We start from the raw sequence: 15,438 nt of genomic DNA, 5'->3' as shown, positions 1-15,438 counted from the left end.
ATGCGCCAACCCGATATCGAGATTTACCTGAAGGACGCCGACGTCGACCACAAGGCCATCGCCGCCTGGCTGGGCGCCGCCCTGGGCCCGTGCTCCGACTGGGTCCAGAAAGGCCAGACCTACAAATGCAAAGCCGGCAATGTGCCCATCACTTGGCTGCCCAAAGCCGTCGGCAAATGGAACAGCCTGTACCTGGAAAGCGACCAGACCCCATGGGACGACGACATCGCCTGCGCCCGCGCGGCGTTTGCTGCGCTGAACGTGGAAGTGCGTTGCGCGCCGGGGACTTGGGTTGAGGAAGAAGGTGAGGAAAGCGCTGACACCTGGATTCGCATCAGCGAAGACGGTGAAGAACAGATCACCTGGAAAACCGCCTGACCCTGAATAGGTGGGAAGTGCTTGTGTGGTGAGCGGGCTTGCCCCGCGCTGGGCTGCGCAGCAGCCCCAACAAGAACGCCGCGTTGTGTCAGGCACTCTGCGGCGTAAGGGTTTAGGGCTGCTTCGCAGCCCAGCGCGGGGCAAGCCCGCTCACCACAGCAAGCTCGGTCCCACATCTCGGCCTTACAGGCCGACCACATCCTCCGCCTGCAACCCCTTCTCGCCGGTCACCACGGCGTATTCCACTTGCTGGCCCTCAGCCAGAGAGCGGTGGCCCTCACCGCGAATGGCACGGTAGTGCACAAACACATCCTTGCCGTCTTCGCGCTGGATAAAGCCATAACCCTTTGCATCGTTGAACCACTTCACATTGCCGGTTTCACGCGTTGCCATCTGTCTTACTCCCACATGCATTTTTATTGTTGAGTCGCTCGCATTGAACTGCCGAGTATAAGACAGGCTCAAAAACGATCAACTCAAGTTTACATCGCTGCTTTTTTGCCGATTTTCGGCGAATACGGCACACTACCCGCCCGAGCGCCTGCTCGGTTTTTTCCACTTGAAGCAGCACGCCTATGACCCGTTCCCCGTTCCGCCGTCTAGTGTTCGGCACCTTGCGCCGACTGTTGTACCTCTGGGTCCGCTCGGAGACGATCAACCAGTCGTCCCTGACCCTTAACCTGGACCGCAGCCGGCCGGTGTTCTACGTCCTGCAATCGCCCTCCCTCACCGAATTGGCCGTGGTCGACGCCGAGTGCACCAAAGCTGGCCTGCCGCGCCCGGTGCTGCCGGTATCGGTAGGCCCCTTGATGGAACCGGCGGCGTTCTTCTACCTCACGCCGGAACCGGACTGGCTCGGCCGCCAGGACAAGCGCGGCGCGCCGCCCACATTGACGCGTCTGGTCAACACCCTCACCGAACACGCCGAAGAGAATGCACAAATCATTCCGGTCAGCGTGTTCTGGGGCCAGTCCCCCGAGAGCGAATCCAGCCCGTGGAAGCTGTTGTTTGCCGACAGCTGGGCCGTCACCGGGCGTCTGCGCCGGCTGTTGAGCATTCTGATCCTCGGTCGCAAGACCCGGGTGCAATTCTCTGCACCTATCAACCTGCGTGAATTGATCGAGCACAATAAAGGCCACGAACGTACCGTGCGCATGGCTCAACGCATCCTGCGCGTGCACTTTCGTAACCTGAAGACGGCGGTGATCGGTCCCGATTTGTCCCACCGCCGCAACCTGGTGAAGGGCCTGGTCAACATGCCGCTGGTGCGCCAAGCCATTGCCGATGAGGCCGAACGGGAGAAGATCAGCCCGGAGAAAGCCAAGGCCCAGGCCCTGCGCTACGGCAACGAGATCGCCTCGGACTACACCTACACGGCGATCCGCTTCCTCGAAGTGGTACTGAGCTGGTTCTGGAACAAGATCTACGACGGCATCAAGGTCAATAACATCGAAGGTGTGCAAAAGGTTGCCCAGGGTTACGAGGTGATCTACGTGCCTTGTCACCGCAGCCACATCGACTATCTGTTGCTGTCCTACCTGTTGTTCAAGAATGGCCTGACCCCGCCGCACATCGCCGCCGGAATCAACCTGAACATGCCGGTGATTGGCAGCCTGCTGCGCCGTGGCGGTGCGTTTTTCATGCGCCGCACCTTCAAGGGCAACCCGCTGTACACCTCAGTGTTCAACGAATACCTGCACACCTTGTTCACCAAGGGCTTTCCGGTGGAGTACTTCGTCGAAGGCGGACGTTCGCGTACCGGACGCATGTTGCAGCCGAAGACCGGGATGCTGGCGATCACCCTACGCAGCTTCTTGCGCTCCTCACGCATGCCGATCGTGTTTGTGCCGGTGTATATCGGCTATGAGCGCGTACTCGAAGGCCGCACCTACCTGGGCGAGTTGCGCGGCGCGAGCAAGAAGAAAGAGTCGATCTTCGATATTTTCAAAGTGGTCGGCGCGCTCAAGCAGCGCTTTGGTCAGGTCGCGGTCAACTTCGGCGAGCCGATCAAACTGGCCGAGTTCCTCGACAGCGAGCAACCGGATTGGCGTGCCCAGGAACTGGGTCCGAACTACAAGCCGGCCTGGCTCAACGAAACCACCAACCGCCTCGGCGAACAGGTGGCACGCCACTTGAACGAAGCCGCTGCGGTCAACCCGGTAAACCTCGTGGCCCTGGCATTGCTGTCCACCACCCGCCTGGCCTTGGACGAACAAGCCATGGCGCGCCAGTTGGACCTGTACCTGGCGTTGCTGCGCCGCGTGCCCTACTCGCCTCACACCACCTTGCCCGAAGGCGATGGCCTGGCGCTGATCAAGCATGTGAAGGACATGGACCTGCTGTCGGAGCAGAGTGATGCCCTGGGCAAGATTCTATACCTGGACGAGCAGAACGCCGTCCTGATGACCTATTACCGCAACAACGTTTTGCATATCTTTGCCCTGCCGGCGCTGCTGGCGAGCTTCTTCCAGAGCAGCTCACGGATGAGCCGCGACCAGATCCTGCGTTACACCCACGCGTTGTACCCGTACCTGCAATCGGAACTGTTCATTCGTTGGTCGCTGGAAGAGCTGGACACGGTAATCGACCAATGGCTGGAGGCCTTTGTCGAACAGGGCCTGCTGCGTTTCGAAAACAATGTCTACCTGCGTCCGGCGCCGAGTTCGCGGCACTTTGTGCTGTTGACCTTGCTGTCCAAGAGCATTGCCCAGACCCTGCAACGCTTCTACATGGCGATTTCGCTGCTGCTCAACAGCGGCCAGAGCAGCATCAGCGCCGAAGAACTGGAAGACCTGTGCACGATCATGGCCCAGCGCCTGTCGATCCTGCATGGCCTCAACGCCCCGGAATTCTTCGACAAGAGCCTTTTCCGACATTTCATCCAGACCTTGCTGGAGCAAGATGTGCTGCGCCGCGACGAGGCCGGCAAACTGAGCTATCACGACCTGCTCGGCGAATTGGCCGAAGGCGCGGCGAAACGCGTGCTGCCGGCGGAGATTCGCTTGTCGATCCGCCAAGTGGCGTTGCATCGCGTGGATGGCGCCGCCGAAGCACCCGTCGAACCCGACGCCACTGCACCTGAAGAAACCCGCTAGATTTAAAGAGGCGCCGGATGGATTCCGGCGCCGTTGAAAAGGAGCAACACCATGAAAAAGATCATCCTCCTGGGCCTGACCGCCCTGCTCGGAGCTTGCCAATCCATGAGCCCTGCCCCCAAAGCCAGCCTCGACGGCGAAGTGTTCTACCTGCAACGCATCGCCCTGCCGCCCACCGCGACCTTGAGCGTCAGCCTGCAAGACGTGTCGCTGATGGATGCTCCGGCCGTGACCCTGGCTGAGCAGAAAGGCCCGGTCAAAGGCCAGGTGCCACTGCCGTTTCACCTGAGCTATGACCCCGCGCAGATCAAACCTGGCCACACTTATTCGGTGAGCGCTCGCATCGAAGTGGATGGCAAGCTACTGTTTATCACCACCGAACGGCACGCTGTGCAGCTCAATGGCCAGGACGCGCAACCCCTGCGCCTGCGGGTTGATGCTGTCGCCCACTGATAGTCTCCAGAACTTAAGCCAGATCAAAAAGGAAGCGCCCATGCTCCGTAATTCCCTTCGTTTTACTGCCCTGTGTGCCGGCCTGCTGTTCGGTGCCAACGCCATGGCCCTGGACTTGAGCAGCCTGTCCCAGGGCGACGCCAGTGGCGGCCTCAAGGACGCCCTGACCCAAGGCGCGCAGATCGCCGTGAAGCAACTGGGCGTACCGGGTGGTTTCAGCAACAACCCGGAAGTGAAGATCGGTCTGCCCGGCAAGTTGGGCAAAGTCGCCGACAAACTGAAGATGTTCGGCATGGGTGACCAGGTGACCCAGTTGGAAACCAGCATGAACAAGGCCGCCGAAACCGCCGTGACCCAGGCCCAACCAATCCTCGTAAATGCCGTGAAAAACATGAGCGTGACAGACGCCAAGGGCATTCTCAGTGGTGGTCAGGACTCGGCCACCCAGTACCTGAACAAAAGCAGCCGCGAGCAAATCCGCGCCAAGTTCCTGCCGATCGTCAAAGCGGCGACCGATAAGGTCGGCGTCGCCCAGCAATATAACGCCCTGGCCGGCAAGGCCGCGGCCTTTGGCGCTGTGGACGCCAAGAGCGCCAACGTCGAGAACTACGTGACCGAGCAGGCCCTGGACGGGTTGTTCAAGATGATTGCGAAGCAGGAAGAAACCATTCGTGAGAACCCGGCGGCTGCGGCCACCAGCCTGGCGAAGAAGGTGTTCGGGGCGCTGTAAACCCTTGGCAACACCTTTGGAACACTGCGCCAAGGCCGCTTGTACCGGGCCTTGGCGTAATTGTTTCAGGCTTACGCCAGTTCCTTCCTGACTCTGAACCATGCCGCGTACAACGCCGGCAGGAACAACAACGTCAGCGCCGTCGCCACAATCAACCCGCCCATGATCGCCACGGCCATCGGCCCGAAGAACACGCTGCGTGACAGCGGGATCATCGCCAGCACCGCCGCGAGGGCTGTCAGCACAATCGGGCGGAAGCGTCGGACGGTGGCTTCGATAATTGCCTGCCATGGCGCCAGGCCCGCCTTGATGTCCTGTTCGATCTGGTCCACCAGGATCACCGAGTTGCGCATGATCATCCCCGACAAGGCGATGGTGCCGAGCATGGCCACAAACCCGAAGGGTTGGCGGAATACCAACAGGAACAGCGTCACGCCGATCAGGCCCAGCGGCGCCGTCAGAAACACCATCGCCGTGCGTGAGAAACTGCGCAGTTGCAGCATCAGCAACGTCAGCACCACCACGATGAACAACGGCACGCCGGCTTTTACCGAGTTCTGCCCACGGGCGGAGTCTTCGACCGTGCCGCCGACGTCCAGCAAGTAACCATCCGGCAGCTCGGCGCGTACGCCTTCCAGGGTCGGCAGGATTTGCTGGACCAGGGTCGCCGGTTGTTCCTTTCCGTAGATATCGGCGCGCACGGTCACCGTTGGCAGGCGGTTGCGGTGCCAGATGATGCCTTCTTCGAAGCCGTACTCCAGGGTGGCGATCTGCGACAGCGCCACGCTTTTGCCGTTGTCGGTAGGCACCGCCAGGCTTGGCAGCAACGACAGCTCGGTGCGCTCATGCACGGTGCCGCGCAGGAGGATTTCGATCAACTCGTTGTCCTCGCGGTACTGGCTGACGCTGGAACCGGTCAACGAGCTCTGCAGGAATTTCGACAGGTTGGCCGTGCTCACGCCAAGGGCACGGGCGCGGTCCTGATCGATATTGAGGTAGACGATCTTGCTCGGTTCTTCCCAGTCCAGGTGCACGTTGACCACGTGGGTATTTTCGCGAACCTTTGCCGCGACTTTCCGAGCCAGGGCGCGGACTTCTTCGATATGTTCGCCGGTCACGCGAAACTGCACCGGATAGCCCACAGGCGGGCCGTTCTCCAGGCGCGTAACCCGTGAGCGCAGGTCAGGGAATTGTTCGTTGAGCGTTTCGATCAGCCAGGTGCGCAGGCTTTCGCGCTCCTCGATGGTTTTGGCCAGCACGACAAACTGGGCAAAGCTGGCGGCCGGCAGTTGTTGGTCAAGCGGCAGGTAGAAGCGCGGTGAACCAGTGCCGACATAGGCCACGTAGTTGTCGATGCCCGCGTGCTGCTTGAGCAAGGCTTCCAGGCGTTTAACCTGGTCGGCGGTGTTGCTCAAGGACGCCCCTTCGGCCAGCTTAAGATCGACCATCAGCTCCAGGCGGCCGGAAGCCGGGAAGAACTGTTGCGGCACAAAACGGAACAGCGCCACCGAGCCGATAAACAGCAGCAGGGTCAGGACAATCACGGTTTTGCGCCGACGCACGCACCACTCCACCAAGCGTCTTACGCGCTGATAGAAAGGTGTGCCGTAGGGATCCGGACCATCGGTGCCGTGCTTGGCTGCATGAATCTTCGCCAGGTCCGGCAAGAGTTTTTCCCCCAGGTAGGGCACGAACACCACTGCGGCCACCCAGGAGGCGAGCAACGCAATGGTCACTACCTGGAAAATCGAACGGGTGTATTCGCCGGTACTCGATTGCGCGGTGGCAATCGGCAGGAAGCCTGCTGCGGTGATCAGCGTACCGGTGAGCATGGGGAATGCGGTGCTGGTCCAGGCAAAGCTGGCGGCCTTGAGCCGGTCGTAACCCTGCTCCATTTTGATCGCCATCATTTCCACAGCGATGATTGCGTCGTCCACCAGCAAACCCAGCGCCAGCACCAAGGCGCCGAGGGAAATCTTGTGCAGACCAATACCGAGGTAATACATGGCGGCAAAGGTCATCGCCAGCACCAGCGGAATCGCCAGGGCCACCACCATGCCGGTACGCACGCCAAGGGAGAAGAAACTCACCAGCAACACGATGGCCAAGGCTTCGGCCAGTACCTGCACGAATTCGCCGACGCTGGTTTTCACCGCCGCCGGTTGGTCTGACACCTTGCGCAGCTCCATACCGGCTGGAAGGTTCTTCTGCAGGCGTGCGAATTCTCCTTCCAGGGCTTTGCCCAGTACCAGGATGTCGCCACCGTCACGCATGGCCACGGCCAGGCCGATCGCGTCTTCACCCATGTAACGCATGCGCGGTGCCGGCGGGTCGTTGAAGCCACGGTGTATGTCGGCTACGTCGCCGATGCGGAAGGTACGGTCGCCCACGCGAATCGGAAAGTTGCGGATCTCTTCCACGGTCTTGAAGTTACCCGATACACGCAGTTGCACGCGTTCGCTCGGGGTTTCAAAGAACCCGGCAGTGGAGACTGCGTTCTGCTCCTGCAACGCCTGCTGTACCGCTGCCAGCGGCAAACCGAGGGTCGCCAGCTTGAGGTTGGACAGTTCGATCCAGATCTTCTCGTCCTGCAGGCCCAGCAACTCGACCTTGCCCACATCCGCCACGCGCTGCAGTTGAATCTGGATGCGGTCGGCGTAGTCCTTGAGCACCGCGTAGTCAAAACCATCACCGGTCAAGGCGTAGATATTGCCGAAGGTGGTGCCGAATTCATCGTTGAAGAACGGACCCTGGATATCCGGTGGCAAGGTCTGGCGGATATCGCTGATCTTCTTGCGCACCTGATACCACAGCTCAGGAATCTGCGCCGAATGCATGGAGTCACGGGCGATAAAGGTGACCTGAGATTCACCGGGACGCGAGAACGAGACGATGCGCTCGTACTCACCGGTTTCCATGAGTTTTTTCTCGATACGCTCGGTGACTTGCCGCGAGACTTCCTGGGCCGTGGCGCCAGGCCAGTTGGTCTTGATCACCATGGCCTTGAAGGTGAACGGCGGGTCTTCACTTTGTCCCAGTTTGGAGTAGGACAAAGTGCCAACCACTGCCAGCAGAATCATCAGGAACAGGACGATCTGACGATTACGCAACGCCCATTCGGAAAGATTGAAACCCATCGGGGACTACTCCTTGACCGCCAGATTCACCACACGGTTGGAGCGATCCACCGGGCGCACTTGCTGGCCCTCGTGAAGCACATGTACACCGGCAGCAATAACCCAATCCGTAGGGCTCAAACCTTCGAGTACCGGGACGGTTTTTTCACCGAAGGCACCGATGCGTACCGGTGTGCGCTTGAGGGTGTTGTCGGGCTGTACACGCCAGACGTAAGACGCTCCGTTCTCTGCGCTGAGAGCCGACAGTGGGACCGAGAGCGGAATATCGCCGTCGACCTGTATGAATACACGTGCGCTCTGGCCCAGTTCGGCTGGGACCTTGCCCCCAGTGAATGCCACGCGGGCAGCAAACGTACGCGACTTTGGATCGGCGGCCGGCGACAGTTCACGAATGCGACCACTGAAGCGCTGGTCGGGCTGGCTCCACAGTTCGACCGATACGGGCTGGCCGATCTTGAAACGGCCAAAACCTTGCTCGGGCAGGCTGATCAGCACTTCGCGCTCGCCATCGGTAGCCAGGGTGAACACGGTCTGGCCGGCGGACACCACCTGCCCGACTTCCACCGCACGCTTGGCCACCACGCCATCCTGTGGCGCACGCAGCACCGCATAGCCGGCCTGGTTGCTGGCCACATCGAACTCGGCCTTGATCTGCTTGAGACGGGCCTCACCGGATCGATAGAGATTTTCGGAATTGTCGTACTGGGAGCGGCTGACCATCTGACGGTCCATCAGGGTCTTGTAACGGTCACGCTCGGCGCGCACCAGGCTCAGATTGGCCTCGGCGGCGGCGACTTGGGCACGGGTGGCTTCCAATTGCAGGCGCACATCTTGCGGGTCGAGTTCGGCCAGCGCTTGGTTGGCCTTGACCCGCTCGCCCTCTTCCACCAACCGCTTGCTGACTTTGCCACCGATGCGAAAGGCCAGGTCCGGTTCATAACGGGCGCGCACTTCACCGGGGTAGCTGTCCATCGACTGTGCAGAAGGCTGTGGCTGCACCACCATGGCCGGACGGATGGTGGTCTGGGCCGCTTCTTCATGGCCGCATCCGGCCAACAGGAAGACCAGACTGACAGGCAACGCAAAGGGCAGGAAAGAACTGCGCATGCTGTAGGACCTTTCGCAAATAGAGCTAAGAATAATTATACTGGCCAGTATGTTATTAATACCAAACTCACCAGTCCAGTATTAAAGGTAAAAATGTCCGACAATCCCGTAAACACCAATAGCCCCGGGCGCCCCAAGGACATGGCAAAACGCCAGGCAATCCTCGAAGCAGCGAAAATCCTGTTTTTGAGCAATGGCTACGCCAGTACCAGCATGGATGCCGTGGCCCTTGAGGCCGGCGTGTCGAAACTGACCGTGTACAGCCACTTCAACGATAAAGAGACCTTGTTCACCGCCGCGGTGGTGGCCAAGTGCGAAGAACAACTGCCGGTGATGTACTTCGAGTTGCCTGCGGGCATGCCCGTGGAGACTGTGTTGCTGAATATCGCGCGGGGGTTCCATCGTCTGATCAACAGTGAGGAGTCGGTCAACCTGCATCGCCTGATGATGACCACCGGCAATCAGGACGTGAAACTCTCGCAGATCTTCTTCGAGGCCGGCCCCATGCGCATGCTGCAGGGCATGGAGCGCCTGCTCGGCAAGATCGACCAGAGCGGCGCGCTGAGCATCGACAAGCCCTTTACGGCGGCCGAGCATTTCTTCTGCCTGCTCAAGGGCACGGCTAATTTCTGCTTGCTATATGGCTGCGGCGGGCAACTGAGTGAAGAAGCCGCCGAAGAACATGTGCAGGAGGTAGTGGGGTTGTTTATGCGGGCCTACAGGCCTTCATGATCAAGGCTTGAGCGCCTTCTTTGGGTAGATGTCATAGCGACTGGATTTGCCATCCAGCGCATGACTCGGCTTGGGCCCTTCAATGCATGGCGCCTTGCGCGGGCGCTTGACTACCACACGGTGGCTGGCCAGGGCCAGGGCGGCGGCCAACAGCGCCGGTGCGTCTGGATCATCCCCCACCAGTGGCCGGAACAGGCGCATTTCCTTCTTCACCAAGGCGGTTTTCTCACGGTGCGGGAACATCGGGTCGAGGTAGATCACTTGGGGCGGCTCACCTTCCCAGTTGCGCATCACGTCGATGGAGTTGCCCTTGAGCAGCACCATGCGCGCCACGATCGGCGCCACCTCAAAATCATCCGCGCCACGTGCCAGACCGTCTTCGAGCAAGGCGCCGATCAGCGGCTGGCGCTCGATCAGGCTCATCTCGCAGCCCAGGCTGGCCAGCACGAAGGCGTCCTTGCCCAGGCCGGCCGTGGCATCCAGCACCCGGGGGCGAACGCCTTGGGCGATGCCCACGGCCTTGGCGATCATCTGCCCGCTGCCACCGCCGTAAAGACGCCGATGCGCCGCGCCACCTTCGACAAAGTCCACCCGCACCGGCCCCGGCGCGTCAGGCCCGAGCTGTTGCAGCTGTAGGCCGTGCTCCCCCACTTGCAGGGAAAAGTCCGCATCGGCTACATGCATCGGCAAATCGAGCAGTGACGCCCACTGCTCGGCGCGGCCCTGGAAACCCTCGCCCAAGGCCTCGACCTGGATGCGGCTGGCCGCTGGTTGTTCGCTCATCAATTACTACGCTCAAAAATATTAAGGATCGGCAAACGGCGGCCGATAAAAACAACAGTCAGGTATTTTGCCAGAGCTGAGCGTCGACCGAGAAAAATGTCAGACATTCTTCCCCTAACCATCGGTGTACTGCCGACCCACAACCACTACGGCCTGCGCAACACTCAAGCGCTGGCTGGAGTGAGTCATGTGTGGCAGGACTTCTTCGCCCGTGCGTTGGCCGAACAGCTCGGCGATACGCCGGACGCGCTGGCAGTGCAGGCGCCAGCACCGGCGGACCCAGCGGTAGAGCCCAGCGCCGGCGCCGACCTGTTATCGCAGATCCTCACCCAGCGTGAGTGCGACGTGAAAGACACCGAAATCGCCCCCCCAGAACCGCTGTTCCTGCCAATCGCCGCGTTCGAAACCGAGCTGTTGCCACCGGCCGCAACGCCGTTCCCGCAAGAAGAAATCGTCGCCCAGCAGCGCCAGCAGAACTTCGAAAGCGGTTGGGTGCGCCCAATCGTGCTGACCGCCGGCCAACCGTTGCCGGAGCCCGGCCCGGCGCCGGAGCCACGCCCTCTGCACCTGCCCATCGCCGAATTCGAACTGGACCTGCTGCCGCCAGCCGCCACGCCGTACCCGACCGAAGAGCTGGTCGCGCAGCAAAAAGCGCTCGACTTCGACTACTACTGGGCGCGCCCGCTGGTCACCCAGAATCTGCGCCTGGCCGCCTGATACTCAGCGACACACCCACCAACGCCCCATATCCAGATGGAAATGGTTGCGGTGCGCGGCGTTGTAATCCGGGCTCAGCACCACGTTGAAATCATCGCAGGCACTGTCGCGGACCTGACGCAGGAACCGCGCCTTATCGTCCTCCCGCGGCCAATCCTTGAGCACGCTGATACTGCGCCCGTCCGCCAGGCGAAAACCGGCGATGTCCAAGGCATTGGCCGACGCATGCTGGCTGAGTCGCCCTTCGGCGCGGTTGTACATATTGCGGCAGGCAAAGCTGCCCAGATGCTCGACCCGCGTCACCGCCTGGCCGAACACCGCTTGGGCCGCCGGCTGCAGGCTGTGGCGCTCGAACAGGGCGAACGCCACCGCCAGCGGGCAACTGGCGAGAAAACTGCTGCTCAGGCCAACTGCGGCACCCTGAACGCGCAAGGTGTTGCGCAGCGGACACGCCGCATCAGCGGGCGTATCGGCTTGATGGCTGACGCGCAGGCCCGAGGTCTCCAGCACTTGGTCGCACAACGCCGGGTCATCCTGCAGGCGACCCAGCTTATAGCGGGTCAATAGGTTCGGGCTGGCGCGCACATCCAGCGGGGCCCACGGGTTCCAATCGGCCGGCAGCGGCACCCAACCACGCCAGACGCCAACGGCAAAGGCGCCGGCCAGGATCAGCAGCACGCCCATCAACTTGAAAAAACGCACCCCTTAGCCCTTGAAGAACTGGTTGGCCTGGCTAAATGGCATCTTGCGTTCGGTAAAGGTGAACGTGCCCAGTTCGTACACTTCCTGGGCCGCACGATAGAACTCGCCATAGGCAGCCAACGCCAGAGCCGAGCCGACGCTGATCCGCCGCACACCCATCGCGCTGAGTTGCGCGACGCTGAGGTTCAAGCCGCCGGACATCAACACGTTCACCGGCTTGGGCGCCACCGCCTTGACCACCGCCAGCACTTCCTCGGCACTGCGCAGGGCCGGCGCATACAGCACGTCGGCACCGGCTTCGGCGTAGGCTTGCAGGCGGCGGATGGTGTCGGGCAAATCCAGGCGACCATGCAGGAGGTTTTCCGCACGGGCCGTCAGGGTGAACGGGAATGGCAGGCTGCGCGCGGCAGTCACCGCGGCTTCTACACGCTCGACGGACAGGTCGAAAGGATAGATCGGGTCAGCGGCAATGCCCGTGGCGTCTTCAATGGAGCCGCCGACAATACCCGTAGCGGCGGCACGCAGGATGGTCTGGGCGCAGCCTTCGGGAGTGTCGCTGAAGCCGTTTTCCAGGTCCGCCGCCACCGGCAACGCCGTGGCATTGGCAATCATGCCGGCGTTGATCAAGGTGTCTTCCAGGGACAACGCCCCTTCCGCATCCGGGCGCGCCAGGCTGAACGCGTAGCCCGCACTGGTGGTGGCGAGGGCTTCAAACCCCAGGCTGGCCAGCATCACGGCAGAGCCTGCATCCCACGGGTTAGGCATCACGAACGCGCGGTCACGTTCGTGCAAGGCCTTGAAGGTTTCGGCGCGAAGGGTTTGGGCATCCATGTCTGGCTCCTGGCGGGAAAAGGAGCCCTAGAGTAACCCCAGTTGCTCCACGGCGGGAGCACGATCCAAGGTCGGCAGCGGCGGCAGACCCGGCAGGCGCGCCATCAACTGGTCGTGGAAACGCAGGGCCAGTTGTGCCGCGAGGCGATTATCCGAGGTGTGCAGGAACACGTAGGGGGTGCGGCCTTCTTCGATCCACCCGGCGACTTTTTCCACCCACGGCACCAGGAATGGGTCGTTGGCTTCCAGTTCGGGATGACCGATAAAACGCACTTGTGGAAACTGCGTCAGGGCCGCCGGCCGGGTTGGCACCTTGGGCTTTTTCGATTGGGCGTGCAGCACGGCGGCTGACGTGGACGTGCAACTGAACAACGCGCGCGGGTCCAGGCAGATGCGCTCCACGCCCCGGTCCCGTAACAAGCGGTTAAGCATGCGCTCGGCGTCGCCTTTGGCGAAGAATTCCGAATGACGCACTTCCACCGCCATGGGCCGCTCAAGGCCATCAATGAAGCCTGCCAACTCCCCCAGACGCTGTGGTGTGAACGTCGCGGGCAGTTGCAACCATAGCGGGGATACGCGCGCTCCCAGGGGACTCATCAAGCCCACAAAGCTTTCCGCAGCCGGCAGCTGCTCAATCAGGTTGCCACTGTGGCTGATATCACCGGGAAACTTGGCCGTGAAACGAAAATCGTCGGGCATGATTTCAGCCCAGCGTTGCACCGTGGCGGCCGAGGGTCGTGCATAGAACGTGGTGTTGCCCTCAACGGCGTTGAAGACCTGGGAGTAGAGCGCGAGGTAGTCGCTGGAACGGGCATCGGCGGGGTACAGGTACTCGCGCCAGGCGTTTTCACTCCAGGACGGGCAACCGAGGTAGTAAGGGAGGCGCATCAGATGTGGATGTCGAGGCCCAGCACTTCCATATCCCATTCGACAAAACCGGCGGTGGTCAGGTAGCTGGCCAGGGCGGTTGCGACGCTTTTGCTCATGGAGCGCGGGAAGACCATGTCTTGCTGACGGGCGGGAAGACCACTGATACGGGCTTGAGCGTTGGCCTGTGCGTCGGACTGGACCTCGATGAAGTCTAGCGAATCCTCGACGGACTCGTCTACCGTAACGTTTGCCTTACGTGGCTTGCGCTTGATTGGGTAGGACTGTGAGGAAAAGCCATCAATACGCATGGGCGCGAACTCGCTATCGGTAATGGCATTTTGGCAGCACTGTCCGTAGTGCGCAAATGCTCTGGTGATAACTAGAACACATAATTTGAAAAAGGTTTAAAACGGGGCGCAAATTCTGACGATTGGTGAATTTAGCCCCATATTGCCATCATTTTTGACGTCAAATAATCCCGCGCTCGGCCTTGGTCTGAGCCACTTTATCGCGCAGGTAAACAGGTGCTGCCTGATCCGCAGGGATCGCTTCCCCACGTTCAAAAGCAAACCGCGCCAAGGCCAATAGATCTTCAGCGTGGGGCAACATCGCCGCGTCTCTCCCAACCAATGGCACAGCGATGCGCTCACCATAGCCCCAACCGGTGCCGGCACCGAACCAGTCACCGCTGGCATCACCCGGCAATACAGATGATTCAGGCGGCTGCACAGTTTCCACACCCATCAGGCGCATCTCGCCTGCCGTTTCGCGGTAGCAGCCCCAATACACTTCATCCATGCGCGCATCGATAGCCGCCGCAACCTGATGAACGCCATGTTCACGCAAGGCGCGCTGGGCCAGAACGGCCAGGTTGGACACCGGCAATACCGGGCGTTCCAGCGCAAATGCCAGGCCCTGCACCACACCGATGGCAATACGCACACCGGTAAACGCACCCGGACCACGGCCGAAGGCGATGGCATCCACCGCAGCCAGCGTAGTGCCGGCGTCTTCCAACAGTTGCTTGATCATCGGCAACAGCTTCTGCGCATGCAGACGCGGGATCACCTCGTAGTGGCTCGTTACCTTGCCATCATGCAGCAGGGCAACGGAGCAAGCTTCAGTCGCGGTGTCCAGGGCCAGCAGGGTGCTCATCGGTGTGGGTGTCCAAGTCGAAAAAAAGTGCGCCAGTATAAACAACAACGGCCCGCAAGCGGGCCGTTATCCGTGAAGCCAGTCGAGGGATCAGCTCAGTGCTTGCAGCACTTTGGCAGTGATCGCTTCAACCGAGCCAACGCCAGGAATGTGGCTGTACTTCGGCTTGCCTTGGGCAGCGGACAGCTTCTGGTAGAAGTCCACCAGCGGCTTGGTCTGGGAATGGTAGACCGACAGGCGATGACGCACGGTTTCTTCGGTGTCGTCTTTACGCTGCACCAGGTCTTCGCCGGTCACATCGTCCTTGCCTTCCACTTTAGGCGGGTTGTAGACAGTGTGGTACACGCGGCCCGAGGCTTCGTGAACGCGACGACCGGCAATGCGCTGGACGATTTCTTCATCTTCCACCGCGATTTCAACCACCGCATCCAGCTCAACGCCGGCCTTCACCAGGGCTTCAGCCTGGGGAATGGTGCGTGGGAAGCCGTCGAACAGGAAACCGTTCTTGCAGTCTTCCTGGCTGATGCGTTCCTTGACCAGGTTGATGATCAAGTCATCGGACACCAGGCCACCGCTGTCCATCACGCTCTTGGCGATCAGGCCCAGCTCGGTGCCAGCCTTGACGGCCGCACGCAGCATATCGCCGGTGGAGATTTGTGGAATGCCGAATTTTTCAGTGATGAACTTTGCCTGAGTACCTTTACCGGCCCCGGGAGCTCCCAGCAGAATGACGCGCATTGATGTGCTC

Annotated in this window: 16 protein-coding genes; 6 read left to right on the top strand and 10 right to left on the bottom strand. The window is 61.0% G+C overall.

What is annotated here, in order from left to right:
- Nucleotides 1-378 carry a hypothetical protein gene (locus U367_RS0125635; RefSeq protein ID WP_016975830.1) on the top strand — a complete coding sequence of 126 codons (378 nt, stop codon included), beginning with the start codon at nt 1-3 and terminating at the stop codon, nt 376-378.
- Nucleotides 379-561: 183 nt separating this feature from the next.
- Here U367_RS0125635 and U367_RS0125630 read toward each other — a convergent pair whose 3' ends face one another.
- The gene (locus U367_RS0125630) at nt 562-771 is read right to left on the bottom strand and encodes a cold-shock protein (protein ID WP_003219353.1); all 210 of its coding nucleotides are present in this window, start codon (nt 769-771) and stop codon (nt 562-564) included.
- Between the two features lie 182 nt (nt 772-953).
- On the opposite strand from U367_RS0125630, the gene plsB reads away from it, so the two are divergent.
- The 3 genes from plsB to U367_RS0125615 are packed head-to-tail and all read left to right on the top strand — an operon-like array spanning nt 954 to nt 4,656.
- Nucleotides 954-3,473, top strand: a complete 2,520-nt coding sequence (gene plsB, locus U367_RS0125625; protein WP_028619139.1) for a glycerol-3-phosphate 1-O-acyltransferase PlsB — start codon at nt 954-956, stop codon at nt 3,471-3,473.
- Between the two features lie 51 nt (nt 3,474-3,524).
- Nucleotides 3,525-3,926 (top strand): YbaY family lipoprotein, encoded by a 402-nt coding sequence (locus U367_RS0125620; RefSeq protein WP_028619138.1) that lies wholly within the window; start codon nt 3,525-3,527, stop codon nt 3,924-3,926.
- 40 nt (nt 3,927-3,966) lie between these two features.
- A complete protein-coding gene (locus U367_RS0125615) occupies nt 3,967-4,656 on the top strand; it encodes a DUF4197 domain-containing protein (RefSeq protein WP_028619137.1) in 690 nt (229 codons plus the stop codon).
- A gap of 71 nt (nt 4,657-4,727) precedes the next feature.
- Here U367_RS0125615 and U367_RS0125610 read toward each other — a convergent pair whose 3' ends face one another.
- Nucleotides 4,728-7,793, bottom strand: a complete 3,066-nt coding sequence (locus U367_RS0125610) for an efflux RND transporter permease subunit (RefSeq protein ID WP_028619136.1) — start codon at nt 7,791-7,793, stop codon at nt 4,728-4,730.
- 6 nt (nt 7,794-7,799) lie between these two features.
- Entirely contained in the window at nt 7,800-8,900 is a 1,101-nt protein-coding gene (locus tag U367_RS0125605; protein WP_028619135.1) for an efflux RND transporter periplasmic adaptor subunit, read from the bottom strand.
- 93 nt (nt 8,901-8,993) lie between these two features.
- On the opposite strand from U367_RS0125605, the gene U367_RS0125600 reads away from it, so the two are divergent.
- On the top strand, nt 8,994-9,632 hold the full coding sequence (locus tag U367_RS0125600) for a TetR/AcrR family transcriptional regulator (protein WP_028619134.1): 639 nt from the start codon (nt 8,994-8,996) through the stop codon (nt 9,630-9,632).
- Here U367_RS0125600 and U367_RS0125595 read toward each other — a convergent pair whose 3' ends face one another.
- A complete protein-coding gene (locus tag U367_RS0125595; RefSeq protein ID WP_028619133.1) occupies nt 9,633-10,415 on the bottom strand; it encodes a class I SAM-dependent methyltransferase in 783 nt (260 codons plus the stop codon).
- A gap of 96 nt (nt 10,416-10,511) precedes the next feature.
- On the opposite strand from U367_RS0125595, the gene U367_RS0125590 reads away from it, so the two are divergent.
- Complete coding sequence (locus U367_RS0125590) at nt 10,512-11,132, top strand: hypothetical protein (RefSeq protein ID WP_028619132.1); 621 nt, start codon at nt 10,512-10,514, stop codon at nt 11,130-11,132.
- A gap of 3 nt (nt 11,133-11,135) precedes the next feature.
- On the opposite strand, the gene U367_RS0125585 is transcribed toward U367_RS0125590, so the two are convergent.
- From U367_RS0125585 to adk, 6 genes are all read right to left on the bottom strand, one after another.
- Nucleotides 11,136-11,816, bottom strand: coding sequence for an extensin-like domain-containing protein (locus U367_RS0125585; protein WP_394365200.1), 681 nt, complete (start codon nt 11,814-11,816; stop codon nt 11,136-11,138).
- A gap of 21 nt (nt 11,817-11,837) precedes the next feature.
- Nucleotides 11,838-12,665: an isocitrate lyase/PEP mutase family protein gene (locus tag U367_RS0125580; RefSeq protein ID WP_028619130.1), complete on the bottom strand. Its 828-nt coding sequence runs from the start codon at nt 12,663-12,665 to the stop codon at nt 11,838-11,840.
- A gap of 27 nt (nt 12,666-12,692) precedes the next feature.
- Nucleotides 12,693-13,553: a DUF72 domain-containing protein gene (locus tag U367_RS0125575; protein ID WP_028619129.1), complete on the bottom strand. Its 861-nt coding sequence runs from the start codon at nt 13,551-13,553 to the stop codon at nt 12,693-12,695.
- On the bottom strand, nt 13,553-13,843 hold the full coding sequence (locus U367_RS0125570; protein WP_028619128.1) for a hypothetical protein: 291 nt from the start codon (nt 13,841-13,843) through the stop codon (nt 13,553-13,555). The genes U367_RS0125575 and U367_RS0125570 overlap by 1 nt, the downstream gene beginning before the upstream one ends.
- 160 nt (nt 13,844-14,003) lie before the next feature.
- Nucleotides 14,004-14,690, bottom strand: coding sequence for a tRNA (adenosine(37)-N6)-threonylcarbamoyltransferase complex dimerization subunit type 1 TsaB (gene tsaB, locus U367_RS0125565; protein WP_028619127.1), 687 nt, complete (start codon nt 14,688-14,690; stop codon nt 14,004-14,006).
- A 90-nt stretch (nt 14,691-14,780) separates the two neighbouring features.
- Complete coding sequence (gene adk, locus U367_RS0125560; RefSeq protein WP_010212617.1) at nt 14,781-15,428, bottom strand: adenylate kinase; 648 nt, start codon at nt 15,426-15,428, stop codon at nt 14,781-14,783.
- Nucleotides 15,429-15,438: the final 10 nt, after the last annotated feature.

It is taken from the genome of Pseudomonas canadensis (assembly GCF_000503215.1).
In the GTDB taxonomy this organism is placed as follows: Bacteria; Pseudomonadota; Gammaproteobacteria; order Pseudomonadales; family Pseudomonadaceae; genus Aquipseudomonas; species Aquipseudomonas canadensis.
The sequence above is the reverse complement of the archived record's forward strand: the minus strand, read 5'-3'. Positions and strand labels throughout refer to the sequence as shown.